The organism is Pseudomonas sp. AGC41 (assembly GCF_057334555.1).
This window is the reverse complement of record NZ_JBHFJB010000021.1, coordinates 1-22,808: the sequence shown is the minus strand read 5'-3', so window position 1 is coordinate 22,808 and position 22,808 is coordinate 1. Positions and strand designations below refer to the sequence as shown.

General features: G+C 59.9%; 20 protein-coding genes. 13 read left to right on the top strand and 7 right to left on the bottom strand.

Features of this window, described 5'->3' with window-relative positions; genetic code table 11:
* The first annotated feature begins 220 nt into the window (after positions 1 to 220).
* From ACE04F_RS02705 to ACE04F_RS02670, 8 genes are all read left to right on the top strand, one after another.
* The gene (locus ACE04F_RS02705) at positions 221 to 1,225 is read left to right on the top strand and encodes an ArsJ-associated glyceraldehyde-3-phosphate dehydrogenase (protein ID WP_486104644.1); all 1,005 of its coding nucleotides are present in this window, start codon (positions 221 to 223) and stop codon (positions 1,223 to 1,225) included.
* A gap of 9 nt (positions 1,226 to 1,234) precedes the next feature.
* The gene (gene arsJ / locus ACE04F_RS02700; protein WP_486104642.1) at positions 1,235 to 2,440 is read left to right on the top strand and encodes an organoarsenical effux MFS transporter ArsJ; all 1,206 of its coding nucleotides are present in this window, start codon (positions 1,235 to 1,237) and stop codon (positions 2,438 to 2,440) included.
* A 127-nt stretch (positions 2,441 to 2,567) separates the two neighbouring features.
* Positions 2,568 to 3,299, top strand: coding sequence for a GntR family transcriptional regulator (locus ACE04F_RS02695; protein WP_486104640.1), 732 nt, complete (start codon positions 2,568 to 2,570; stop codon positions 3,297 to 3,299).
* A gap of 123 nt (positions 3,300 to 3,422) precedes the next feature.
* Positions 3,423 to 4,712, top strand: a complete 1,290-nt coding sequence (locus tag ACE04F_RS02690) for an MFS transporter (RefSeq protein ID WP_486104638.1) — start codon at positions 3,423 to 3,425, stop codon at positions 4,710 to 4,712.
* A 27-nt stretch (positions 4,713 to 4,739) separates the two neighbouring features.
* Positions 4,740 to 5,570, top strand: a complete 831-nt coding sequence (locus ACE04F_RS02685) for an amidohydrolase family protein (protein ID WP_486104636.1) — start codon at positions 4,740 to 4,742, stop codon at positions 5,568 to 5,570.
* Positions 5,571 to 5,757: 187 nt separating this feature from the next.
* Positions 5,758 to 7,941, top strand: a complete 2,184-nt coding sequence (locus ACE04F_RS02680) for a PAS domain-containing sensor histidine kinase (protein ID WP_486104634.1) — start codon at positions 5,758 to 5,760, stop codon at positions 7,939 to 7,941.
* A complete protein-coding gene (locus ACE04F_RS02675; protein ID WP_486104632.1) occupies positions 7,938 to 8,300 on the top strand; it encodes a response regulator in 363 nt (120 codons plus the stop codon). Before ACE04F_RS02680 ends, ACE04F_RS02675 begins: the two co-directional genes overlap by 4 nt.
* A gap of 20 nt (positions 8,301 to 8,320) precedes the next feature.
* On the top strand, positions 8,321 to 8,764 hold the full coding sequence (locus ACE04F_RS02670) for an HIT family protein (RefSeq protein ID WP_486104630.1): 444 nt from the start codon (positions 8,321 to 8,323) through the stop codon (positions 8,762 to 8,764).
* A gap of 152 nt (positions 8,765 to 8,916) precedes the next feature.
* Here the strand turns inward: ACE04F_RS02670 and ACE04F_RS02665 are convergent, their stop codons facing one another.
* The 4 genes from ACE04F_RS02665 to ACE04F_RS02650 all read right to left on the bottom strand — a co-directional run bounded on the left by ACE04F_RS02665 (position 8,917) and on the right by ACE04F_RS02650 (position 12,129).
* Positions 8,917 to 9,786 (bottom strand): AraC family transcriptional regulator, encoded by an 870-nt coding sequence (locus tag ACE04F_RS02665; protein ID WP_486104628.1) that lies wholly within the window; start codon positions 9,784 to 9,786, stop codon positions 8,917 to 8,919.
* 353 nt (positions 9,787 to 10,139) lie between these two features.
* Positions 10,140 to 10,427: a hypothetical protein gene (locus tag ACE04F_RS02660; RefSeq protein ID WP_486104626.1), complete on the bottom strand. Its 288-nt coding sequence runs from the start codon at positions 10,425 to 10,427 to the stop codon at positions 10,140 to 10,142.
* A gap of 201 nt (positions 10,428 to 10,628) precedes the next feature.
* Positions 10,629 to 11,657, bottom strand: a complete 1,029-nt coding sequence (locus ACE04F_RS02655; RefSeq protein WP_486104624.1) for an alpha/beta hydrolase — start codon at positions 11,655 to 11,657, stop codon at positions 10,629 to 10,631.
* A gap of 25 nt (positions 11,658 to 11,682) precedes the next feature.
* The gene (locus ACE04F_RS02650) at positions 11,683 to 12,129 is read right to left on the bottom strand and encodes a cyclophilin-like fold protein (protein WP_486104622.1); all 447 of its coding nucleotides are present in this window, start codon (positions 12,127 to 12,129) and stop codon (positions 11,683 to 11,685) included.
* A gap of 125 nt (positions 12,130 to 12,254) precedes the next feature.
* On the opposite strand from ACE04F_RS02650, the gene ACE04F_RS02645 reads away from it, so the two are divergent.
* Positions 12,255 to 13,148 (top strand): LysR family transcriptional regulator, encoded by an 894-nt coding sequence (locus tag ACE04F_RS02645; protein WP_486104620.1) that lies wholly within the window; start codon positions 12,255 to 12,257, stop codon positions 13,146 to 13,148.
* Positions 13,149 to 13,595: 447 nt separating this feature from the next.
* On the opposite strand, the gene ACE04F_RS02640 is transcribed toward ACE04F_RS02645, so the two are convergent.
* The 3 genes from ACE04F_RS02640 to ACE04F_RS02630 are packed head-to-tail and all read right to left on the bottom strand — an operon-like array spanning position 13,596 to position 17,032.
* Entirely contained in the window at positions 13,596 to 15,524 is a 1,929-nt protein-coding gene (locus ACE04F_RS02640; RefSeq protein ID WP_486104618.1) for an RHS repeat-associated core domain-containing protein, read from the bottom strand.
* Between the two features lie 17 nt (positions 15,525 to 15,541).
* On the bottom strand, positions 15,542 to 16,417 hold the full coding sequence (locus ACE04F_RS02635; protein WP_486104616.1) for an RHS repeat protein: 876 nt from the start codon (positions 16,415 to 16,417) through the stop codon (positions 15,542 to 15,544).
* A 12-nt stretch (positions 16,418 to 16,429) separates the two neighbouring features.
* Positions 16,430 to 17,032 (bottom strand): DUF6531 domain-containing protein, encoded by a 603-nt coding sequence (locus ACE04F_RS02630; RefSeq protein WP_486104614.1) that lies wholly within the window; start codon positions 17,030 to 17,032, stop codon positions 16,430 to 16,432.
* 452 nt (positions 17,033 to 17,484) lie between these two features.
* Between ACE04F_RS02630 and ACE04F_RS02625 the strand changes: the two genes are divergently transcribed.
* From ACE04F_RS02625 to ACE04F_RS02610, 4 genes are read left to right on the top strand one after another with little or no spacing between them, the layout of a single operon-like run.
* Positions 17,485 to 17,967 (top strand): formate dehydrogenase subunit gamma, encoded by a 483-nt coding sequence (locus tag ACE04F_RS02625; protein ID WP_486104613.1) that lies wholly within the window; start codon positions 17,485 to 17,487, stop codon positions 17,965 to 17,967.
* Entirely contained in the window at positions 17,961 to 19,520 is a 1,560-nt protein-coding gene (locus ACE04F_RS02620; protein WP_486104611.1) for a formate dehydrogenase beta subunit, read from the top strand. The genes ACE04F_RS02625 and ACE04F_RS02620 overlap by 7 nt, the downstream gene beginning before the upstream one ends.
* On the top strand, positions 19,517 to 22,393 hold the full coding sequence (fdhF, locus tag ACE04F_RS02615; RefSeq protein ID WP_486104609.1) for a formate dehydrogenase subunit alpha: 2,877 nt from the start codon (positions 19,517 to 19,519) through the stop codon (positions 22,391 to 22,393). Before ACE04F_RS02620 ends, fdhF begins: the two co-directional genes overlap by 4 nt.
* A complete protein-coding gene (locus tag ACE04F_RS02610; protein ID WP_434623961.1) occupies positions 22,390 to 22,611 on the top strand; it encodes a formate dehydrogenase subunit delta in 222 nt (73 codons plus the stop codon). The genes fdhF and ACE04F_RS02610 overlap by 4 nt, the downstream gene beginning before the upstream one ends.
* Positions 22,612 to 22,808 lie beyond the last annotated feature (197 nt).

The following is a 22,808-nucleotide window of genomic DNA, read 5'->3' as shown; positions in this document are numbered from 1 at the left end:
GACTCCGTGGCGAGGGAGCTTGCTCCCGCTGGGGCGGTCCGACGCTTCGGGCGTAGCGGCCCCAACCCCGGCCAACACGTTTTTCGAGGCGGCAGTTGTTACGACTGCTGCGCAGCCGAGCGGGAGCAAGCTCCCTCGCCACGGGGGCGCCACTTTCGATTTCCTCTTGTATTCGGAAACACCTATATTCGACTGAACACCAATAGACGGCCCCTTCAAAATGACGATCAAAGTAGGCATCAACGGTTTCGGGCGCATCGGTCGCCTCGCCTTGCGCGCGGCCTGGGGCTGGCCGGAATTCCAGTTCCTGCAGATCAACGACCCGGCAGGCGACGCGGCGACCCATGCGCATCTGTTGAACTTCGATTCGGTGCACGGCCGCTGGAACCGCCAGGCCGACGCCGATGGCGCCAGCATGATCATCGAGGGTCAGCGCATCAAGGTTACAGCCAACAAAGCGATTGCCGACACCGACTGGTCGGGCTGCGATGTGGTGATCGAGGCCAGCGGCAAGATGAAGACCGTCGCGGTGCTCCAGGCGTATCTCGATCAGGGCGTCAAGCGCGTGGTAGTCAGCGCCCCGGTGAAAGAGCAGGGCGCCTTGAACGTCGTCATGGGCGTCAATCACCAGCAGTTCGAGCCGGATCGGCATCGCATCGTGACGGCGGCTTCCTGCACCACCAACTGCCTGGCGCCCGTGGTCAAGGTAATCCACGAAAAGCTCGGCATCCGTCACGGTTCGATCACCACCATTCATGACCTGACGAATACCCAGAGCATCCTCGACCAGCCGCACAAGGACCTGCGTCGCGCCCGGGCGTCGGGTATGAGTCTGATTCCCACCAGCACCGGCTCGGCCACCGCCATCGCCGAAATCTTCCCCGAGCTGCGCGGGCGCCTCAATGGCCATGCCGTGCGGGTGCCGTTAGCCAATGCGTCGCTGACCGATTGCGTATTCGAGGTCGAGCGGGCCACCACGGTCGAGCAAGTGAACGGTTTTCTCAAGGACGCAGCCGAGCACGAGCTCAAGGACATCCTCGGTTTCGAGGAGCGCCCCCTGGTGTCCATCGACTATCGCACCGATCCGCGCTCGTCGATCATCGATGCGCTGTCGACCCTGGTGGTCAACGGCACCCAGGTCAAGCTTTATGCCTGGTACGACAACGAATGGGGCTACGCCAACCGCACCGTCGAACTGGCCCGGATGGTTGGCCTGGCCGTCTGAGGAAGCGTGATGAAAGCCTTGTCAGCCTTAGCGCCGCAAGTGCGTCAGTATTTGCTCGTCACCGGTAATTACTGGGCCTTCACCTTGACCGACGGCGCCCTGCGCATGCTGGTGGTGCTGCACTTCCACGCGTTGGGCTACAGCCCGTTGCAGATTGCCGCGCTGTTCCTGTTCTACGAGCTCTTCGGCGTGATCACCAACCTGCTGGGCGGCTACCTCGGTGCCCGGCTGGGCCTGAATCGGACGATGAACATCGGCCTTGGTCTGCAAGTGGCGGCGCTGCTGATGCTGACGGTTCCGTCCGCCTGGCTGACCATCGCCTGGGTGATGATGGCCCAGGCGCTTTCGGGCATCGCCAAGGACCTGAACAAGATGAGTGCCAAGAGCTCCATCAAGCTGCTGGTGCCTGACGGTGAGCAGGGCAGGCTTTATCGCTGGATAGCGATCCTCACCGGCTCGAAAAACGCGCTCAAGGGCGTCGGCTTTTTCCTCGGCGGGGCGTTGCTCGCATGGATCGGTTTCCAGGGCGCATTGTTGGCGATGGCTGTCGTATTGGCACTGATCTGGGGCGGTAGCCTGATCCTGCTGAAGAAGGACCTGGGCAAGGCCAAGGCCAAGCCGAGATTTCGCGACATTTTTTCCAAGAGCCGGGCGATCAATATTTTGTCGGCCGCGCGAATGTTCCTGTTCGGCGCCCGGGATGTCTGGTTCGTGGTGGCCTTGCCGGTGTACCTGAGCAGTGTCTTCGGCTGGGATTTCTCGACCGTGGGCGGATTTCTCGCCGCGTGGGTCATCGGCTACGGCATCGTGCAATCCCTGGCGCCGAACATCACCGGCAAGAAACGCGGGCAGGTGCCGGATGGCCGCGCCGCGTTCCTCTGGGCGCTGGCGTTGGCGGGCTTGCCGGCGGCGATAGCGCTGGGGCTGTCACAACAGGCGGTGCTGTTGGGCGGGCTGATGATTTTTGGGGCGCTGTTCGCGGTGAATTCTTCCCTGCACAGCTATCTGATCGTGTCGTACGCCAAGGAGGACGGCGTGTCGCTGGACGTGGGTTTCTATTACATGTCCAACGCCATCGGCCGACTGGCCGGGACGCTGCTTTCCGGTTGGGTCTACCAAGGGTACGGATTGGCGGCGTGCCTGTGGATTTCCAGTGCATTCGTGTTGCTGGCTGCCCTGATTTCGTTGGCTTTGCCCCGTCACGCAACGCACTGATTCGCTGCGCTTGCCGTTTCCGTTGGTCTGCAAAGTACGGGACCCCGTCTTGACAACACTGCGGGTCGAAGCAAATACTCGGCGCAAATTCATATAGATGACTAGATAACAAGGTGAATATAGTCCTATGAACGCCCTGTCCAGCGACGCCCGCCTGCCGCTTTATCAACGTTTGCGTGACCAGTTGGCGGAGCAGATCGCCAACAATCGCTGGCGTCCGGGGGAGGCGATTCCCACCGAGGCAGCGTTGTCAGCCGAATACCAGCTGTCCACCGGAACCGTGCGCAAGGCAGTTGATGCGTTGGTCAGCGAGGGCATCCTGGAGCGCCAGCAAGGGCGGGGCACCTTCATTCGTCGTCCCCAGTTCCAGTCATCGTTGTTTCGGTTTTTTCGCTTTCAATCGGCGTCCGGTGAACGCCGGGTTCCGGAGAGTCGCATTCTGTCGGTCGAGCCGGTGGCGGCGCCGTCGGCGGTCGCTCAGGCCTTGGGGTTGCCGGTCGATGCGCCGGTGATCCGCATCGTCCGGGTACGGCTGCTGGAAGTCGAGCCGGTGCTCGCCGAGGAAATCTGGCTGCCACGCAGCCGATTCCAGTCGTTGCTGGAGATCGACCTGAATCAGAAAGGGCCGTTGCTCTATCCCATCTACGAGGAAACCTGCGGACAGGTAGTTGCCTACGCGCAGGAAACCCTCACCGCCGAATCGGTCAACGAGGTGCACGCGCGCTTGTTGCAGGTTCCGGTCAACAGCCCGGTGGTGGTGATCGAGCGCCTGGCCCGCGATTACGCCGGCAACCCGCTGGAATGGCGCCGTTCGCGCGGGCATGCCGAGCATTTCCGCTACAGCGTCGAAATCCGCTGACTTCGGCGGGCTGACGGCGCCTCGAACGCCGCTGCCCTTGCCCTGTGTGTTTTTCCTGACTGGCCCTGTAGCGGCGCGGTTCGCTCTCGGCTGCCTTTTGTTCCCCTCATAAGGATAAAAATCATGTTCAGTTGGTATCGCCAGATCACTTCGCGGGAGCGCAAGACATTCTGGGCGTGTTTTGGCGGCTGGTCGCTCGACGCGCTGGAAGTCCAGATGTTCGGCCTGGCGATACCGGCGTTGATCGCCGCGTTCGCCTTGTCCAAGGGCGATGCGGGGCTGATCAGCGGCGTTACGCTGGTGACCTCGGCCCTCGGTGGCTGGGTCGGCGGGACGCTGTCCGACCGTTATGGCCGGGTGCGCACGCTGCAATGGATGATCCTGTGGTTTTCGTTTTTCACCTTCCTGTCGGCGTTCGTCACCGGTTTTCACCAACTGTTGATCGTCAAGGCATTGCAGGGCTTTGGCATTGGCGGAGAGTGGGCCGCTGGCGCGGTGCTGATGGCCGAGACCATCAATCCGAAATACCGCGGCAAGGTCATGGGCACGGTCCAGAGCGCCTGGGCAGTGGGTTGGGGGCTGGCGGTCGGGGTCTTTACGCTGATCTACTCCTTGGTGCCGCAGGACATGGCCTGGCGGGTGATGTTCATCGTCGGCCTGCTGCCGTCGTTCCTGATCATCTGGGTGCGCCGCAACGTCGAGGAGCCGGACAGCTTCCAGCGCCTGCAAAAGGAACAGGCGATCCCGCAGAGCTTCTTCAAGTCCCTGGGCGGCATCTTTCGCCCGGAACTGATTCGCGTGACCCTGTTCGGCGGTTTGCTCGGGCTGGGTGCCCACGGCGGTTATCACGCGGTGATGACGTGGCTGCCGACCTTCCTCAAGACCGAGCGCAACCTGTCGGTGCTCAACTCCGGCGGCTACCTGGCGGTGATCATCTTTGCCTTCTGGTGCGGTTGTGTAGTCAGTGGCTTGCTGATCGATCGCATCGGCCGGCGCAAGAACATCCTGCTGTTCGCGCTGTGCTGTGTGGTAACCGTGCAGTGCTACGTATTCCTGCCGTTGAGCAACACGCAGATGTTGTTCCTGGGCTTTCCGCTCGGTTTTTTCGCGGCCGGCATTCCGGCCAGCCTCGGGGCGTTCTTCAACGAGTTGTACCCGGCGGATGTACGCGGTGCCGGCGTCGGTTTCTGCTACAACTTCGGCCGGGTGCTGTCGGCGGTATTCCCGTTCCTGGTGGGGCACATGAGCGATTCCATGTCCCTGGGTTCAGCCATCGGCATCGATGCCGGCATCGCCTACGGCGTGGCTGTGCTCGCGGCGCTTTGCCTGCCGGAAACCCGCGGCCGCAGCCTGGAAGCCAATGCATCACTAGCGCCCACCGTGGCCTCTGGTAGCGAGAGCGCAAGGGCCTGATGAGTTTATTTTCGATAGATGAGAACCATGGTTGATTCCTGCAATGCGCCGATCACCGGCGTCGACTGCCATGCTCACGTGTTCAGCCGTGAGCTTGAACTGGCTGCCGGGCGGCGTTACACACCAGACTATGACGCTACGCTTGCGCAATACCTGGACCATCTGCAGACCCATGGCTTGAGCCATGGGGTGCTGGTCCAGCCGAGCTTTCTCGGCACCGACAACCGCTATCTGCTCGGCGCGCTGGGGCAGGCGCCGGCGCAATTGCGCGGGGTTGCGGTGGTGGCGCCGGATGTCGGCCGAGCCGAGCTGGACGCGATGGCGCGGCTGGGCGTGGTCGGCGTGCGCTTGAACCTGATGGGCGCGGCCCTGCCCGATTTTCGCGAAGCGCCATGGAAGGGTTTTCTGAGCGACCTTGTCGAATTGGACTGGCATGTCGAATTGCATGCGCGGGTGGAATATCTGCCGGGACTGATTCGCCAATTGATACCATTCGGCGTCCGCTTGGTGGTCGACCATTTCGGTCGCCCCGATGCGCGTTCGGGCCTTGATCAACCGGGATATCCCGAGCTGGTGGCGCTGGGCGCCAGCGGGCAAGTCTGGATGAAGGTCTCCGGTATCTATCGGCTGGCGGGCACGGATTCAGAAAATCTGGCATTCGCCAGGTCCGCGTTGGGCCTGTTGGAGCAGAGTTTCGGCGCCCATCGCCTGGTATGGGGCAGTGATTGGCCACATACCCAGCATGAGGCAGTCGTCGGCTTCGATACGGTGATGCGCCAGTTACAGGGTTTGCAGATTTCGCTGCCGCTTATGCGCGCGCTTACGGTAGAAACGCCCCGCGCCTTGTTTCGATTCTGAGACTGGAATGCCTGTCGCCAAATTTTCCTGAACTCACAAGTTGAATTAGGATCTAGTATCCATTGCAGCTGCGTGAAAAAATCCGCGCCGGCATCTTAAGGGAATAATCCGGGCTGGGATCGCCGACTCAGGGGATACCGGGTCGTTGTGTGACAGGCGCTTTCAGCCAGGCGGATTGGGGATAGAAATGTCGAATATTGAAGCGTTTCCCAGGGAGACGCGTACACCGAGCGAATATGAAGGGCTTGTGGCGATGGGCGCGAACGCGCTCGACGCCATTCCTGGCGCGGTGTACTTGTGTGATCGCAACGGCTGGCTGGTCCGCTACAACAGCGAGGCGGCCACCTTGTGGGGGCGAGCGCCAATATTAGGCGAGGGCGGCGACCGTTTTTGCGGTTCCTATCGCCTGTTCCTGGCCGACGGTACGCCGTTGGCGTTGGAAGACTGCCCGATGGCCTGGGCGTTGGAGTCGGGTACGGCGACGCGCAACCAGGAAGTGTTCATCGAGCGTCCTGACGGAACGCGGATCGTCGCGCTGGTGAACATCCGGGCCCTGAGAGATGAGCAGGGCACTATCCAAGGGGCGATCAACTGCTTCCAGGACGTCTCGGCGCACCACGCGATGGCCGAAGAGCTACGGCGCAGGAATGCCGACCTGGAAGATTTCTTCGAGAACAGCGCGGTGGGCCTGCACATCGTCAGCGGCGAAGGCATCATCCTGCGTGCCAACAAGTCTGAATTGAACTTGCTCGGTTATTCGGCGCAGGAGTACATCGGCCGCCACATCACTGAGTTCCATGTCGATGAGCCGGTCATCTGCGACATCCTGAGCAAATTGAGCAACGGCGAATGCCTGGAGGACTATCCTGCTCGCCTTCGAGCCAAGGATGGTTCGATCAAGCATGTCACCATCACCTCCAATGGGCGGTTCGAGGACGGCAAGCTTTTCAACACCCGGTGTTTCACCGTGGACGTGACCTCGGTCCATGCGGCCGAGACGGCACGCCAGGAGAGCGACGACCGGTTGTCGGCGACCTACGAGGCGGCGACGATCGGCATTGCCGAAGCCGGGGCGGACGGCCATTTGCTACGGGTCAACGACGCGCTCTGCAACATGCTCGGGCGTTCGCGCGAAGAATTGCTGAACATGACTTTCCTGGGGTATACCCACTCCGACAGCACCGACGAAGACGCCGCGCTGTATGCTCGCCAGGTGGCGGGCGAGCTGGATAACTACGTGCTGCGCAAACGCGCCTTCAAGCCTGACGGCGAAACCGTCTACCTGGACATCCACAGCTCATCGGTCCGGGACTCCCAAGGCGTGTTTCGGTATGGCGTGCGGGTTATCCAGGACGTCACGCAGGCGCGGCGCATGGAAAACCAGATCCTCGAAAGCGAGCGGCATATGCGCAACCTGCTCGAGGCGCTGCCCGCAGCGGTCTACACCACCGATGCGCAAGGTCGGATCAACTTTTTCAACCGGGCAGCGGTCGAGTTGTCGGGGCGCACGCCTGAACTGGGCGACCTGTGGTGCGTGACCTGGAAACTGTTCACCACCGATGGCCATTTCCTGCCCCACGACCAATGCCCAATGGCGCTGGCCTTGAAGGAAAACCGGCCGATACGCGGGGTCGAGGCAGTCGCTGAGCGTCCCGACGGCAGCCGCGTGCCGTTCGCGCCGTATCCCACGCCGCTGCATGATGCCGAAGGCAACCTGGTCGGCGCCATCAACATGCTGGTGGACATCTCCGAGCGCAAGCAGGCCGAAGACCGACAGAAAACCCTGATCGACGAGCTCAACCATCGGGTCAAGAATACCCTGGCCACGGTGCAATCCCTGGCGGCCCAGACCGCCCGCAATGCAGTGGATGCCAAGGATGGTTACAACCGTTTCGAAGCCCGGCTTCTCGCGTTGTCCCGCGCCCACGATCTGTTGACAAGGCGGCATTGGGGCCAGACCCCCCTGGCCTCTCTGGCCCATGAAGTGCTGATGCCTATATTCGGGGCCGACCCTGGCCGTGTCACCATCGAGGGTGATGCCATCGACGTCGACACCCGGGTCGCGCTCGGCCTGACCATGACCCTCAACGAACTGGCGATCAACGCCCTCAAGTACGGCGCGATGTCGGTCGAGACGGGCAGGCTTTCGCTGAACTGGAACGTCCAGCCACAATCGAACGGCACCTTGCTGACCTTGGATTGGCGCGAGCAGGGCGGCCCTCCGGTGTTCCCGCCGGAACGTGAAGGGCTCGGTTCGCGGTTGATGAAACGCTGCATCGAGCGCGATCTTGGCGGAATTTTTGTCCTGACTTTTGCACCTGAGGGCGTTCTCTGTCGCTTCTCGTTCATGGTTGTTGAGCAGTCTGCATGACCCCGTTTGCTGGTATCAGGGTTCTGCTTGTCGAGGACGAAGGCACCGTCGCCATGCTGATCGAGGAAATGCTCGAAGAGTTGGGATGCACCGTGGTGGCTTCAGTCCCACGGCTTGCCCAGGCTCGGGAAAAAGCGCACACCCTCGAGGTTGACCTGGCTATTCTGGATGTCAATCTGGCCGGCGAACGGGTTTTTCCGGTGGCTGATATCCTGCGTGCTCGCAGCATTCCTTTCCTGTTCAGCACTGGGTACGGCGCCAGCGGCCTGCCCGCAGATTTCGCCCAGTGTCCGGTTTTGCACAAACCCTTTTCCGAAAACGAGTTGCAGCTGAAGATGGCGCTGACGCTGAAAAGTTGAAGTATTTTCTAGGAGCAACCATGAGCTTGTACGGCCAATACGATCCGCAGAACATCTTTGCGCTGATTCTTCGCGGCGAGGCGCCTTGCTATAAAATTTACGAAGACGCTGATGTTCTGGCCTTCCTCGATATTTTTCCGCAGTCGCGCGGTCATGTGCTCGTCATCCCGAAGGCGGCCCAGTCGCGCAATATCCTTGATGTCGACCCCGCGGTGCTGGGCAAGATGATGTCGGCGGCGCAACACCTCACTCGGATCCTCGTCGACGAGTTGCAGCCGGATGGCGTGCAGATCGCGCAGTTCAACGGCGCGCCCGCCGGGCAGACGGTCTTCCACATCCATGTCCACATCATCCCACGCTGGGACGGCGCGGCGCCTGAGGCTCATGGACGGGGCAAGGCCGATCCGCAAGAGCTTGAAGCGTTGCAGGCGCGGCTGGTGGAGCGGATTCGTTCGCAAGAGTGATGGCTTAGTCTTCCAAGGGGGGCAACGAGTGTGCGCCCCACCGCAAAACCTGTGACAAATCGTCACCAACCTCATCTGTCCCTGGCTGGTTCCCAATCCCTGCGGTTGGTGGAGATAAAGTAGGGCGCGTTCGGTAGCCGGGCGCTCATCCGCTATCGCAGCGGAACATAAACATCAGTCTGCCATTGATCCTGTGGCGTCTCGGGATAGGCGCTCAGGTAGTGGAAAAACAGTGGCTGGTCACGCAGCTCCTCACCGCTCGCGGGGAGCCAGTCGCGGTAGATCGGGTAGATCGTTTCGCCGATATGATCGGGCGACCCCGCATGGCGTACCACGACGTAGCGGCCGCCGGGAATGACGAGCGGGCCTACGCCGAACTCATTCGGCGTCACGTCTTCGTGAATCTCACCGCAGATCGCGAATCGGAAGGCGTGCGCAGGTGTCGTATCGGGATTGCCATAAGGAATGCCGAACGTGCGGCTTGATGCCACCGGCGACTGCCCGCTGCGCATGCGCCACTCGATGAACTGGCGGACGCTGGCATTGACCAGCCCGGGCGGTCCGCAGTGCTCAAGCGCCGCTACGTTGATTTCAGGAATTTCGATGATGCGTACTTGCATGAGAAGTGTCCTGGAGAAATGAGGGACGGCAAACACCGTGTTCCAGACCTGCCAGTTTGCATTCTTCCTGAACACGCTTGGCGCTGCGCCGAACGCCCGGCCAAACGCCCTGGAGAATGCCTCGGGGCTCTTGAAACCCGCATCCAGCGCGACGTCCAGTACCGAATAATCGGCAAACGCGACCAGGCGATGTGCCGCGCGTCGTAGCCGCATCAGCTGGACGTAGCGCGAAACAGGCACGCCCATGAACGCCGTGAATTGTCGGTGGAAGTGAAACGCCGAGAAGTTCGCCACATGACTTAACGTCCTTACCGACAGATCACCCTCCAGATTGGAGTCGATATACGCCAGTACAGCGTCGAAGCGTTTTTTGTAGGCGAAATCGTTCGGTAGTTCAGGCACGGCGGAAGGCTCTTGGAGGTGCGGTCGGCGTCAGAGTCGACTATACGCGTAGAGCGTGCCTAGCCGCGTTTGCTCAAAAGCGCATAGTCAGGCCCCCTATTGCCTGCCGCTGTCGGCCCGGGGGCTGACTATCCGATGCCAATACACCCACCGTGGCGAGGGAGCTTGCTCCCGCTCGGTGGCGCAGCCTCCGCAAAACCGAGCAACGCGGTGTGCCTGGTAAAACGCAGATGCTGATTCAGGGCCGCTTCGCCCGAAGCGTCGAACCGGCCCAGCGGGAGCAAGCTCCCTCGCCACGGTGGCTGCATTCGTCCTGTTAGATAGCGCAGACCGGGCCTTTGGTACTTTCTGTTCTATTCAATCAAGACGCGGTACCTGATATCCCGATCAAACGGGTCTTCCGGGTTCTCGTAGGCCTCAAGCACTTCAAGAAACCCCGCGCGCTCGAGACTGGCCAGATCCTCCAGGGTCCAATCGGCAGGAAAGTCGCCGGAAAAATCCTTTCCTTGATGTTCAACCCATCGAAAAACCGGGAAGGGCATGTAACCGAGCCACTCTGAGCGATAGGTGATCTCGCCAGAATCGCTGGGCGCTACTGCGGCGCGGATCTTGTTCTTGATGGCTTCCTGGTATTCATCCATGGTGTTCTGGTCCTGGTTGGATCATGCCGCATCACTCGCCTGGGAGTCGAAAATGATGCGCACCTCCGAACTTTGAAGCAAGCTTTCCGGGGTGACGGTACGATCACAGCCGCCAGAAGGCGAGATTCGGCTCGGCGTTATCTTGTGGCGTTCAGGAAGCTTAAGCGGAGTTAGCCGACAAGGGCGATCAAGCAAATATCATCACTTCAAATTGCTCTTGAAGAAACTCGTCAACTTCTCGAAAGGAATCAGATCGACCCGGTCGTAAAGATCGACATGCCCAGCGCCCGGAATGATCACCAGTTCCTTGGGTTGACCGGCAAGCTTGTAGGCCTCTTCGCTGAATTCCCTGGAGTGCGCGTCGGCGCCGGCGATGAACAGCATCGGATGAGGCGAGATGGTCTCGATATCATTGAGCGGATAGAAGTTCATGAACTTGATGTTGCTGGTCAGCGTCGGGTGCGTGGTCAGGTCTCTGGAAGAGCTGGCGGGCGTGAATTCGCCGCGGGGCGTGCGGTAGAAATCGAAGAATTCACGCTGGATAGGATGGGTGTTTTCGTCCAGTTGATGCACGGTGCCGCTGGTGTAGAGCGTTTCGCCACCGGCGAACTCGACATTACGCTGCTGGGTGGCTTGGGCGATGATGGCGCGGCGTTGATCCAGCGTTTGGGAATGCTTCAATCCGTTGCGATTGACGCCGCCCATGTCGTACATGCTCACGGTAGCGATGGCTTTCATGCGTGGGTCAATCTTGGCGGCGCTGATCACGAAGCTGCCGCTGCCACAGATGCCGAGAGCGCCAATGCGTTCCCTGTCGACAAAGGGCTGGGCACTGAGAAAGTCCACCGCCGCGCTGAAGTCCTCGGCATAGATATCCGGCGAGACTGCATTGCGCGGTCGTCCCTCGCTTTCGCCCCAGAACGACAGATCCAGGGAAAGGGTCACGAAGCCTTTTTCCGCCAGCTTGGTGGCGTACAGATTCGCGCTTTGCTCCTTCACCGCTCCCATCGGATGGCCGACGACGATCGCCGGATTGCTGGTCTTGCCATTGAGCTTTTTCGGAATGAACAGGTTGCCCGCCACGTTCATTTGGTATTGGTTCTTGAAGTTGACCTCCTGTACGGTCACTTCATCACTGATATAAAAATTGTCTGCGCCGTGGGACATATCGGCTCCTATCGCTGAGAACGAACTGACGAGAAGGGTCAATAAAACGAGGATCTTTTTCATGGGAGGTCCTGTCGATGCGTAGGCATCAATCGTGGGCGAACGTCACTTGCACCGTCCCCTGGCCCAGCGCTTGAGCCAGTTTTGAGGTGTCGTTCACGTGGCCCAGGCGCGTGTACGCGTAGGTTGAGTTGAAGTCCTTGTAGAAGACGACCAGGGTGTCCTTGCCGTACAGCATCAGGTCGCCGTTGCGGAGTGTTCCCGGCCGGCTCGCCTTGACGGGTAGCGCTCGGGGGAGGGTGGCGTATTTTTCGTTGCGGTTGAGATCGCTCATCTCCAGTGTCAGCGGGGCTAACGCGGCAAGCGATTGGGCTGCGGTGGTATCGGCCAGGGTGATGGCAAAGCGTCGTTCGCCGACGATTATCCACATGTCAGGTTTCTCCGCTGTCAAAGAGGCCGATGCGGCATCGCTTTCGGCCATGCAGCTGCCAAGCATGAGCAAAGAGGCCAGCAAACCAAGGCTGGCAGAGCGCATCGGGGTTCTGTATCGGGTTCTGTTCATGGGGCCCATGGTGACGCGCGAGCACTGATGCGACTAGCTAATGAGTACTTAACAGGGCTATAAGCATGGCTAATCAATAGCTCTTGAAGTGCTTCGCCATGGTCAAACGCAATCTCAACGATCTGCTGTCTTTCGTCACCGTGGCGAGGGAGGGCAGTTTTACCCGTGCTGCCGGTGCATTAGGCGTCACCCAGTCGGCGCTGAGCCAGGCGATCAGTGGCCTGGAGGCGCGTTTGCAGATCCGCTTGCTGACGCGAACCACCCGCAGCGTATCGCCAACCATCGCCGGCGAACGGTTGCTGCAAGCCATCGGTAATCGTTTCGATGAAATAGAAACCGAGCTGGACAGGCTTACGGAAATGCGCGACAAGCCCGCTGGCACCGTGCGCATCACCTGTGGCGATCACGTATTACGCACGACCTTGCTGCCCAAGCTGACCGGATTGCTGCACGAGTACCCGGACATCAACGTCGAGTTCGATGTCTGTTACGGGTTCCGGGACATCGTCGCGGATCGCTTTGATGCGGGGGTGCGCCTGGGCGATACCATCGACAAAGACATGGTGGCCGTGCCGATAGGCCCTGCGTTGCGGATGGCGGCTGTTGCTTCACCTGAATACTTCGCCAGTTGCGCCATTCCCAAGAGCCCGCGCGACCTGCTCGGCCATCGCTGCATCAATCAGCGCATGCCGACGTCGGGCGGGCTATATGTCTGGGATTTCGAGCGGCGCGGCAAGGAAGTGAACGTCCGGGTGGACGGTCAGTTGATCTTCAACACATCGACGCACATCGTCGAAGCCGCATTGGCCGGATTGGGGGTGGCGTACTTGCCTGAGGAAGAATTCGAACCGCATCTCCAGGCGGGCCGGCTGGTGCGCGTACTGGAGGATTGGTGCCCGCCGTTTCCCGGGTACTACCTTTACTACCCCAGCCGACGGCAACCTTCGCCCGCGTTTACATTGGTTGCCAATGCATTGCGTAACGTCAACTGACATCAGCGGCTCATCGCCACGGTTGCCGACGCCACGCCCACATGGTTCGTCCATGAGTTCGTCGCGCTGGCAACCTTACGGAAGGGGCGTGCGGGGGCCCGAATGAACACCATATCGCCAATCTGCACGCGGTGTAATGGGATGAACTGTGGCAATAGCGAGTGTGCTGTTAGTGGTTTACCTTCTGAAGACCGCCCCTTGACGAGGTGGTGACGCAGAGACCGTTTTGATATCGCTAAAAATAAATATAAGCAAGAAGGATTAGGTCGAGTCCTAGGATGATTCTGCCAAAATTGCAGAGATTTCCAACGCTTTCTTTATAGCTATTCTTATAAAGGCACCACCATGGTCCGGCCACTACAATACTCTGGCCTTTTTTTGCATGTGGATATGCCATTATTATCAAGCTTATATAAGTCAAGCTCAGTATCGAAAAAGCGTATGCGATCATTGTTTGTACTCTATGGGGCCAGTGCTGTAATTGGGTCCCGGAATGCCACCCATAAGTCCGCCATAGGCGCAAAGTGTTCCGTCGGGGTTCAGTTGTCCTCCTAAGAATAGACCGGCTCGGCCCGGCGCCCCGGATACGACTCCTCCGTCGGGAATATGTTCTTTCCAATCAGGACCACAATTTGTTTCTGGTGGAGGGGGCATTGCACATACTAGTATCGCAGCACCCAATCCGCCGACTCCAAGGGATCCTGTGGCTGTAGGATCTCCTTGAATATAGGACGCGCAGTACATCCCAAGACAAGCGGTAAAGCCATAGCGAGCGACCTGTTTTCCTGGCATAAGCGTAGGGCCGTTGGGATAACCCATAAGTCCTTTAGGATCGATAACATTCAAAGGATTGGCCACTGCATATTCGAAAGTATTCAAGCCGCCCGTCAGCCCAATCGGATCACTCATATTTCCCTGGGCGTCGTAGGTATAGGTCTCGCTTTGGCCTGCGACGGTTTGAGCGGTCAGCCGGTAGTCCAGATCGTAGGTACGTTGAAGCGTAGTCCCGTTGGCCCAGGTCAGGTTTTTAAGCGGACCGAAAGGTTGATACGTGATGTTGCTGGCGAACGCGCTCGGCTGCTCCGTGCCCTGCCGAATTTGTACTTGGCTGATTTGTCCTGTGGTGTTGCGCGAGTAGACGATGCTGAAACCTGTTGGATAATCGATTCTGCTCAACCGATTGGCGGCATCGTATCCATAGCCGATTTGTTCTGGCTGAGTCGCTGTGTTTTCGGGCGCTGTTTGCCGCTGGGTTGTAACGTTGCCTTGGGCGTCGTAGGTGTAATTCAGCACCCCGTTGACGTCCTCCACGGCTGTCAGTCGGCCGATGCCTTTGTTACCTGCGGCAATCGAATCGTAGTGGAATTGAACGTCCAGGGCCGGGTTCGTCGGATAGCGGCGGGCGGTCAAGCGATTGAGCACATCGTAGGTAAAAGTCGTGACCACACCACGCGCGTCCACCTGTTGCGTTACGTTGCCTGCGGCATCGTACTGGTAGTGAGTGGCTCCGCTGTCAGGACTGTTCACCCGCGTCAGGTTTCCCAGGCCGTCGTATTGATATTGAGTGGTTACACCACGTGGGTCGCGGACTTGCTTGAGGTTATCTTGAGCGTCGTACTCAAGTTGGGTGATGCCATTAAGCGGGTCAGTATTCATCACCAATCGATTCAGTGAGTCAAAGGCCCGTTGGTGACCGTGGTTGCGGGGATTGGTCAGCGCGATCGGATTATCGTTGAGGTCGTACTGTGTCTGGCTTGCCTGGCCGGCCGCACCCACTGAGCGTAGCAAGCGACCCAGTTCGTCATACACCCATTGGTGTTGTTTGGTCAGCTGACCGGTCTTGTCCTTGATTCGTACCGCAGTCCGGTTCCCCATCGGGTCGAGATCAAATTCGATCTGTTCCCCTGCGTTATTGGTCCCTTGAATGAGCCGCCTTGCCTCGTCCCAGGTATAAGTCGACCAGCTATTGTCTGCGCGAATTATCTTGATGATGTCGCCCACGGCATTGTGTTCGAGGCGAACAGTGCCGGTAGCGGTACTCAACGAGTTCATCCAGCCTTTTGGGGCATAAGTCAGGTTTGTAATAACGCTATTGGAATCGACAACTGTCTTAGGGTTGCCGGCGGTGTCAAAGTTGGAAAATGTGGTGGTGTGCCCGGGGGCGTTGATAATGCGTGCCAAATGTCCTTTGGCATCGTATTCATAGCGGGTAATGTCACTTACATCTGTTCGGGGCCCATCTGACGACTCAAACTGCCCCTGGGTATTATAGGCGAACGACCAGCCGCGTTCGGCAGCTTGGCAAAGAGGAAGGGGGGGAATGATTCCGCCCAAAGCGAGGGCGAGCAGAGCAACCTTGCATGTCAATATATTCATATTCAGATGCTTCTGAATTAACGTGAAATGATTGTTTTACTGAGCTGGCGCCCTTGAGTGTCGTAAGTGTATTTAATGGAGCGATCCGGTTCGTTGATGCGAACAGGGGAATACAGCGTCGGGTGCCATTCAGTGGTGATCGTTCTCGTTTGAGAAGTGCCACTCGCTTCCGTGCGAGAGGTTTCCAGGCCTCGATCGTTGTAGAGATAGGTGGTTATATTGCCATTGTTGTCGGTTTTTGTGGTCAGCAGTCCGCGGGTGTCGTAGGTGAAAGTTGAGTTGCTAACGGGGCAGTTGGCTGATGGAAACCCTGTAATAGATTTGATGCGTGTGATGTCTTGAATAATTTCAAATTGATAGTGCGTCTGCTTGCCCAGCGCATTAGTGACCGTAGACGATCCATCGCTGTTGTAGCTGATCAGGACTTTTCCAGCCCCAGCAGCGTGCTCACCTGAAATGGCGCGTCCTTGTTCATCATAGGTCCATGTGGCGTAACGCACCCCGCGTTCATCGATAATGCCGGTCAGTAGTCTGCTGTCGCTGGGGTCTTGATAGAGATATTGTTTGTTTTCAGTGTGATTTGGATGGCTTTTCGTCATCGAAGTAAGTTGTTTGTAATCATTATAGGCGTAGCTAATGTTGACGTTGTCCGCTGTGACGGTAAGAGGTTGCTTCTTTACGTCCTCGGTAAACGTTAAGGTGTTGCCAAAGCCATCAGTGACAGTTGCAACGGTATTTAAGTATGTGATGTTCAGTGCTATCCCTGATTTGATAAGCGCCGTGAGCTTTCCGTCGCTGTCAAACTCAAGTATCTGGTTGTCGGATGCATGATGACTCCAGCGGTTTGACAGGCGGGTGAGCTTGCCTGTTTCTGGTGGCTTACCCTTATACAACGCACCTTTTTTTTAAAAATAGGAGCGATTTCCATCATGGTGAATAAGCGTGATCAGGTTCTCCTCGAAACTTAGCCAGGATGAATAACCATGTCGCCATGCTCCATCGGCGCTTCTGTAGGACTTTGAAAACCCGAGTGGATTTAAAGCAGAAGGTGAGCTTGAAACAGAGTAGTCATTTTCGAGTTGTATTTTATAGCCTGTAACGAAATTTATTGGATTTCCCGTGAGGCTTAAAGGGCAGCTGTTGTCCATCCCTTGGGCTTCGCATTGTTCGGTAAGGTTATTAAACGTTTTCCCGCTTTCGCATGAGTTGCCATGCCTGTATATCGATATGGCTAGATTGTCATCGGGGCCGTCACCATAGAAAAGGTTACAGGTCCATTGGTTTTCCCTTGAGGTGGGAGTGGCAGAGCCATATTCATACACTGAGTATTCGGTGTTTTCGTGCAGAAAACGACAGGCTAGTTCTGGGGATAGATGATTTTTCTGTGGTCCCTGCCAACCCCAAGCTTCCGGTTGAATGTGCCAATAATACTCCTTTGCTGTTGTGTTAAAGCTGGTGGCAAGCAGTAAGAGTGACAGAGAGTATGCAGCGAGTATTTTGGGTGACATTGGGCGTCCTTGCGGTCTTTCAGGTTTTTAAACTCCCTCAATGATCGCTCGGTGCGTCGCTGTGAAAACGATACATATATAGTGTGTTTGTAACCTTGTGTTGTGATCCAGCAAAGCACTCGCCACGCTGGCAGTCGAAAAACGGCCTATAGCCACCGATCGCTGTGCGTCGCCTACAATCACTTGTGTATTTGACCTCCCCGTGGACACAGAACAACTTTTCGCGCCTCGTCGCTTTCAGGACACGTTTCGTCGTCCACGTGCAATCGCCGCTCCCCGGGAGTGGCAAGCTGTGAAGATGCCCCGGACCAGGTGCGCCAAAGACACCTGGCCGGAGAGCAAGAATGGCGACCGGATTGCCACGCTACCGTGACGTGGGCCGCACGCCCTAGCCAAGACTCCGGACGACTACCGCCACGCGGCGGTGTCGTTCGAGATGCCGAGGTACGTTTATGCCTGATGAGACGCTTCACCTGCCCCTGATTCACAGCGTGCTGGCGCGCAAGAAGGACACCCCCGGTGCCTTGTTGCCCATCCTTCATGCCATCCAGGAAGGTTGTGGGTACGTTCCCGACGCCGCCGTCCCTGAAATCGCCCATGCCCTCAATCTCAGCCAGGCTGAAGTGCGCGGGGTAATCAGCTTCTACCATGACTTTCGCACCACGCCGCCGGCGCGCCATACCCTGCGCCTGTGCCGGGCGGAGTCGTGCCAGAGCATGGGGGCCGAAGGCCTGGCTGCGCAGTTGCGCGAACAGCTGGCGCTGGACGATCACGGCACCAGTGCCGACGGGGCGATCAGCCTGCGGCCGGTCTATTGCCTGGGCGCCTGCGTGTGCTCGCCGGCCCTGGAGCTGGACGGGGAGCTGCACGCACGGCTGACCCCGGAACGCCTGCGCCAGTTGGTGAAAGGTTGTCTGGAGGATGGCCCATGCTGACCCTCTGCATTCCCCGTGATTCGGTGGCCCGCGCCGTTGGTGCGGACAAGGTGGCGGATGCGCTGGTGCGCGAGGCCGAGCGTCGGCAATTGCCGCTTGAGGTGCAGCGCACCAGCTCTCGCGGGCTGTATTGGCTGGAGCCCTTGGTAGAGCTTGAAACGCCCGAAGGGCGGTTGGGATTTGGCCCGGTCACCGCGCAAGACGTGCCAGGCCTGCTCGATGCGCTTGGCCACGACCCGGGCGGCCATCCTTCAGCCTTGGGGCTGGTGGAGAACATTCCTTACCTGAAAAGCCAGCAGCGCCTATTGTTTGCGCGTGCCGGCATCACCCGGCCCTTGTCCCTCGACGACTATCGGGCCAAAGGGGGGTTCCTCGGCCTGGCCCGCGCGATCCGGATGGACGGCGCCGAGGTGGTTGCCCAGGTACTCGATTCCGGCCTGCGTGGCCGGGGCGGCGCGGCGTTCCCGGCGGGTATCAAGTGGCGCACCGTGCGCGACGCGCAGGGCCCGCAGAAATACGTGGTCTGCAATGCCGACGAAGGCGACTCCGGTACGTTCGCCGACCGCATGCTGATGGAAGGCGATCCGTTCCTGCTGATCGAAGGCATGGTCATTGCCGGGATCTGCGTTGGCGCCACCATGGGCTACATCTATGTGCGCTCGGAATACCCGGATGCTGTCAGCACGCTGAACGAAGCGCTGCACATCGCCCGCGAGGCCGGTTACCTGGGCGCCGATGTCGGCGGCAGTGGCCGCGCCTTCGAGCTGGAAGTGCGGGTCGGCGCCGGCGCTTACATCTGTGGCGAAGAAACAGCGCTGCTGGAATCCCTTGAAGGCAAGCGCGGCATGGTGCGCGCCAAGCCGCCGCTGCCGGCATTGCAGGGCCTGTTCGGCTTGCCGACGCTGGTGCATAACGTGGTGACCCTGGCCTCGGTGCCGGTGATCCTGGAGAAGGGCGCGCAGTTCTACCGCGACTTCGGCATGGGCCGCTCACTGGGCACCATGCCGTTCCAACTGGCCGGCAACGTTCGTCGCGGCGGGCTGGTGGAGCGGGCATTTGGCCTGAGTCTGCGCGAATTGGTGGAGGAGTATGGCGGCGGCACCGCCAGCGGTCGCCCGTTGAAGGCCGCGCAAGTCGGCGGCCCGCTGGGCGCGTGGGTCCCACCCGCGCAGTTCGACACACCGCTGGACTACGAAGCGTTCGCCGCCATGGGCGCGATGCTCGGCCACGGTGGCGTGGTGGTTGCCGACGACAGCCTGGACATGGCCCGGATGGCCCGGTTCGCCTTGCAATTCTGCGCCGAGGAATCCTGCGGCAAATGCACGCCGTGTCGCATCGGTTCGACCCGTGGCGTCGAGGTGGTGGATCGCTTGATCGCCAGCACCGATGCCAACGCCCGCCAGGAACAAGCGGCGTTGCTGCAAGACCTTTGCGACACCCTGCAATACGGCTCGCTCTGTGCCCTCGGTGGGATGACGTCCTACCCCGTCGCCAGCGCCCTCAAGTACTTCCCCGCCGACTTCGGTCTGGCGACCACGGAGGCCGACCAATGATCAACATCTTCGATCCCGCCAGCGACATCGACCTGGGCACCCCGGCCCGCATAAGCGACGTGCAGGTCAGCCTGACCATCGATGGCCGTGAAATCAGCGTTCCTTCCGGCACATCGGTGATGCGCGCGGCGGCCTTGCTCGGTACCTCCATCCCGAAACTGTGCGCCACCGACAGCATGGAAGCCTTCGGCTCCTGCCGCATGTGCCTGGTGGAGATCGACGGCATGCGCGGTTACCCGGCCTCGTGCACCACGCCGGTGACCGACGGCATGGTGGTCCGCACCCAGACCTCAAAGCTCGCCACCCTGCGTCGCAACGTGATGGAGCTGTACATCTCCGATCATCCGCTGGACTGCCTGACATGCCCGGCCAATGGCAACTGCGAATTGCAGACCGTGGCGGGGCAGGTGGGCTTGCGCGAGGTGCGCTACGGCTACGAAGGCGCCAATCACCTGGCCGAAGCCAAGGATGTATCCAACCCTTATTTCGACTACGACCCGAGCAAGTGCATCGTTTGCAGCCGCTGCGTGCGTGCCTGCGAGGAAATCCAGGGCACCTTCGCGCTGACCATCAGCGGACGCGGCTTCGATTCCCGCGTCGAAGCGGCCGGCGGTGACAACTTCCTCGATTCCGAATGCGTGTCCTGCGGCGCCTGCGTCCAGGCCTGCCCAACGGCCACGCTGATCGACAAGAGCGTCGTCGAAATCGGCCAGCCGGAGCGCAGCGTCGTCACCACCTGCGCCTATTGCGGGGTGGGCTGCTCGTTCCGCGCCGAGATGAAAGGCGAACAACTGGTGCGCATGGTCCCGGACAAGAACGGCCAGGCCAACCACGGCCACTCCTGCGTCAAGGGCCGCTTCGCCTGGGGCTACGCGACGCACCCGGACCGCATCACCAAGCCGATGATCCGCAAGCACATCAGCGACCCGTGGCAAGAAGTCAGCTGGGAGGAGGCGGTCACCTACGCCGCCAGCGAACTGCGGCGCATCCAGCTCAAGTACGGGCGCGATTCCATCGGTGGCATCACCTCCAGCCGCTGCACCAACGAAGAAACCTACCTGGTGCAGAAACTGGTGCGCACGGCGTTCGGCAACAACAACGTCGACACCTGCGCGCGGGTCTGCCATTCGCCGACCGGTTATGGCCTCAAGCAAACGCTGGGCGAGTCGGCCGGTACGCAGAATTTCGATTCGGTGATGAAGGCCGACGTGATCATGGTGATGGGCGCCAACCCCACCGATGCGCACCCGGTGTTTGGTTCCCAGCTCAAGCGCCGCCTGCGCCAGGGCGCGCGGCTGATTGTCATCGACCCGCGGCGCATCGACCTGGTGGATTCGCCTCACGCCCGTGCCGAGCTGCATCTGCAGCTGCGTCCGGGCACCAACGTGGCGATGCTCAACGCGTTGGCCCACGTGATTGTCACCGAGGGGCTGGTTGATGAGCCTTTCGTCAAGGAGCGTTGCGAGGCGACAGATTTCTCCCGTTGGCGCGACTTCGTCAGCTTGCCGGAAAATGCCCCCGAGATCCTCGGCCCGGTGTGTGGCGTGCCCGCCGAGCAGATCCGCGCCGCCGCGCGGCTCTACGCCACCGGCGGCAACGCTGCCATCTACTACGGCCTCGGTGTCACCGAACACAGCCAGGGCAGCACCTCGGTGATGGGCATCGCCAACCTCGCCATGGCCACCGGCAACATCGGCCGCGAAGGCGTCGGGGTGAACCCGCTGCGTGGACAGAACAATGTCCAGGGCTCCTGCGACATGGGCTCGTTTCCCCACGAGCTGCCCGGCTATCGGCACATCTCCAATGAAGCGGTGCGGGCCCAGTTCGAGCAGGCCTGGAACGTGACCCTGCAACCCGATCCGGGCCTGCGCATCCCGAACATGTTCGAGGCGGCGCTGGACGGCACCTTCAAGGCGCTTTACTGCCAGGGCGAGGACATCGCCCAGAGCGATCCCAACACCCAGCATGTGACTGCGGCGCTGACGGCTTTGGAATGCGTGATCGTCCAGGACATCTTCCTCAACGAAACGGCCAAGTTTGCCCATGTGTTCCTGCCGGGCAGCTCGTTCCTGGAGAAGGACGGTACCTTCACCAACGCCGAGCGCCGCATTTCCCGCGTGCGTAAGGTCATGGACCCCCTGGCCGGCAAGGCCGACTGGGAAGCCACCATAGCCCTGGCTGACGCCCTGGGCTACAAGATGCACTACAACCACCCTTCGGAAATCATGGATGAAATCGCCCGCCTGACGCCGACCTTCAGCCGCGTCAGTTACGCCGAACTGGAGCGTCACGGCAGCTTGCAGTGGCCGTGCAACGATGCCGCGCCGGACGGCACGCCGACCATGCACATCGACCAATTCGTGCGCGGCAAAGGGCGCTTCATGCTCACCGGCTATGTGCCCACCGAGGAGAAGGTCAACGGCCGTTATCCGCTGCTGCTGACCACCGGACGCATCCTCAGCCAGTACAACGTCGGCGCCCAGACCCGGCGCACCGACAACGTGGCGTGGCACGAGGAGGATCGCCTGGAAATCCACCCGACCGACGCTGAAAATCGTGGCATCGCCGAGGACGATTGGGTCGGTATCAGCAGTCGCGCCGGGCAGACGGTGCTGCGTGCCAGGGTCACCGAGCGGGTGGCGCCAGGGGTGGTCTACACCACCTTCCACTTTCCCGAGTCCGGGGCCAACGTGATCACCACGGACAATTCGGACTGGGCCACCAACTGCCCGGAATACAAAGTCACGGCGGTGGAAATCGTGCGGGTCAGCCAGCCTTCCGAATGGCAGAAGCGGTATCAGGCGTTCAGCGATGAACAGCGGCGGCTGCTGAAGGAACGTCGTCACGCCGAAAAAGCCGAGGTGCGCCGATGAGTTCGCAGAACCTGATCAAGATGGCCAACGAGATTGCCCGCTACTTCGCCACGGAGCCTGATCAGGCGTTGGCGGTGGCTGGCATTCGACAGCACATCAAGAACTTCTGGACGCCAGGCATGCGCAGGGATTTGCAGGGTTGGGAGGAGAAACATCCGGATGCGGTTTTGCATCCGTTGGTTTTGGCGGCGTTGAAGGAGCCTGAAGCCATGAACTGACATGCGGGGCTGTGGCGAGGGAGCTGGCGCCCGCTGCTGAGTACATATCCATTGCTTGGGTAACGGCTACTTAGGGTTCCGCCCTTACGGCGGGTCACTTTTGGAAGAGCGCCAAAAGTAACCAAAAACGCTTTGCCCCACCACTCGGCACCTCGCCTGGGCTCGGTGTGCCTGAACGAAGGCATTGCTCCGTGGGC

What these genes read in the sequence shown, in the direction of transcription:
- ACE04F_RS02680 (WP_486104634.1), top strand. Translation starts at nt 5,758, where the DNA reads ATGTCGAATATTGAAGCGTTTCCCAGGGAGACGCGTACACCGAGCGAA.
- ACE04F_RS02645 (WP_486104620.1), top strand. Translation starts at nt 12,255, where the DNA reads ATGGTCAAACGCAATCTCAACGATCTGCTGTCTTTCGTCACCGTGGCG.
- ACE04F_RS02705 (WP_486104644.1), top strand. Translation starts at nt 221, where the DNA reads ATGACGATCAAAGTAGGCATCAACGGTTTCGGGCGCATCGGTCGCCTC.
- arsJ (WP_486104642.1), top strand. Translation starts at nt 1,235, where the DNA reads ATGAAAGCCTTGTCAGCCTTAGCGCCGCAAGTGCGTCAGTATTTGCTC.
- ACE04F_RS02690 (WP_486104638.1), top strand. Translation starts at nt 3,423, where the DNA reads ATGTTCAGTTGGTATCGCCAGATCACTTCGCGGGAGCGCAAGACATTC.
- ACE04F_RS02675 (WP_486104632.1), top strand. Translation starts at nt 7,938, where the DNA reads ATGACCCCGTTTGCTGGTATCAGGGTTCTGCTTGTCGAGGACGAAGGC.
- ACE04F_RS02670 (WP_486104630.1), top strand. Translation starts at nt 8,321, where the DNA reads ATGAGCTTGTACGGCCAATACGATCCGCAGAACATCTTTGCGCTGATT.
- ACE04F_RS02685 (WP_486104636.1), top strand. Translation starts at nt 4,740, where the DNA reads ATGGTTGATTCCTGCAATGCGCCGATCACCGGCGTCGACTGCCATGCT.
- ACE04F_RS02630 (WP_486104614.1), bottom strand. Translation starts at nt 17,032, where the DNA reads ATGTCACCCAAAATACTCGCTGCATACTCTCTGTCACTCTTACTGCTT.
- ACE04F_RS02610 (WP_434623961.1), top strand. Translation starts at nt 22,390, where the DNA reads ATGAGTTCGCAGAACCTGATCAAGATGGCCAACGAGATTGCCCGCTAC.
- ACE04F_RS02620 (WP_486104611.1), top strand. Translation starts at nt 17,961, where the DNA reads ATGCTGACCCTCTGCATTCCCCGTGATTCGGTGGCCCGCGCCGTTGGT.
- ACE04F_RS02625 (WP_486104613.1), top strand. Translation starts at nt 17,485, where the DNA reads ATGCCTGATGAGACGCTTCACCTGCCCCTGATTCACAGCGTGCTGGCG.
- ACE04F_RS02660 (WP_486104626.1), bottom strand. Translation starts at nt 10,427, where the DNA reads ATGGATGAATACCAGGAAGCCATCAAGAACAAGATCCGCGCCGCAGTA.
- ACE04F_RS02640 (WP_486104618.1), bottom strand. Translation starts at nt 15,524, where the DNA reads ATGAATATATTGACATGCAAGGTTGCTCTGCTCGCCCTCGCTTTGGGC.
- ACE04F_RS02650 (WP_486104622.1), bottom strand. Translation starts at nt 12,129, where the DNA reads ATGCGCTCTGCCAGCCTTGGTTTGCTGGCCTCTTTGCTCATGCTTGGC.
- ACE04F_RS02695 (WP_486104640.1), top strand. Translation starts at nt 2,568, where the DNA reads ATGAACGCCCTGTCCAGCGACGCCCGCCTGCCGCTTTATCAACGTTTG.
- ACE04F_RS02655 (WP_486104624.1), bottom strand. Translation starts at nt 11,657, where the DNA reads ATGAAAAAGATCCTCGTTTTATTGACCCTTCTCGTCAGTTCGTTCTCA.
- fdhF (WP_486104609.1), top strand. Translation starts at nt 19,517, where the DNA reads ATGATCAACATCTTCGATCCCGCCAGCGACATCGACCTGGGCACCCCG.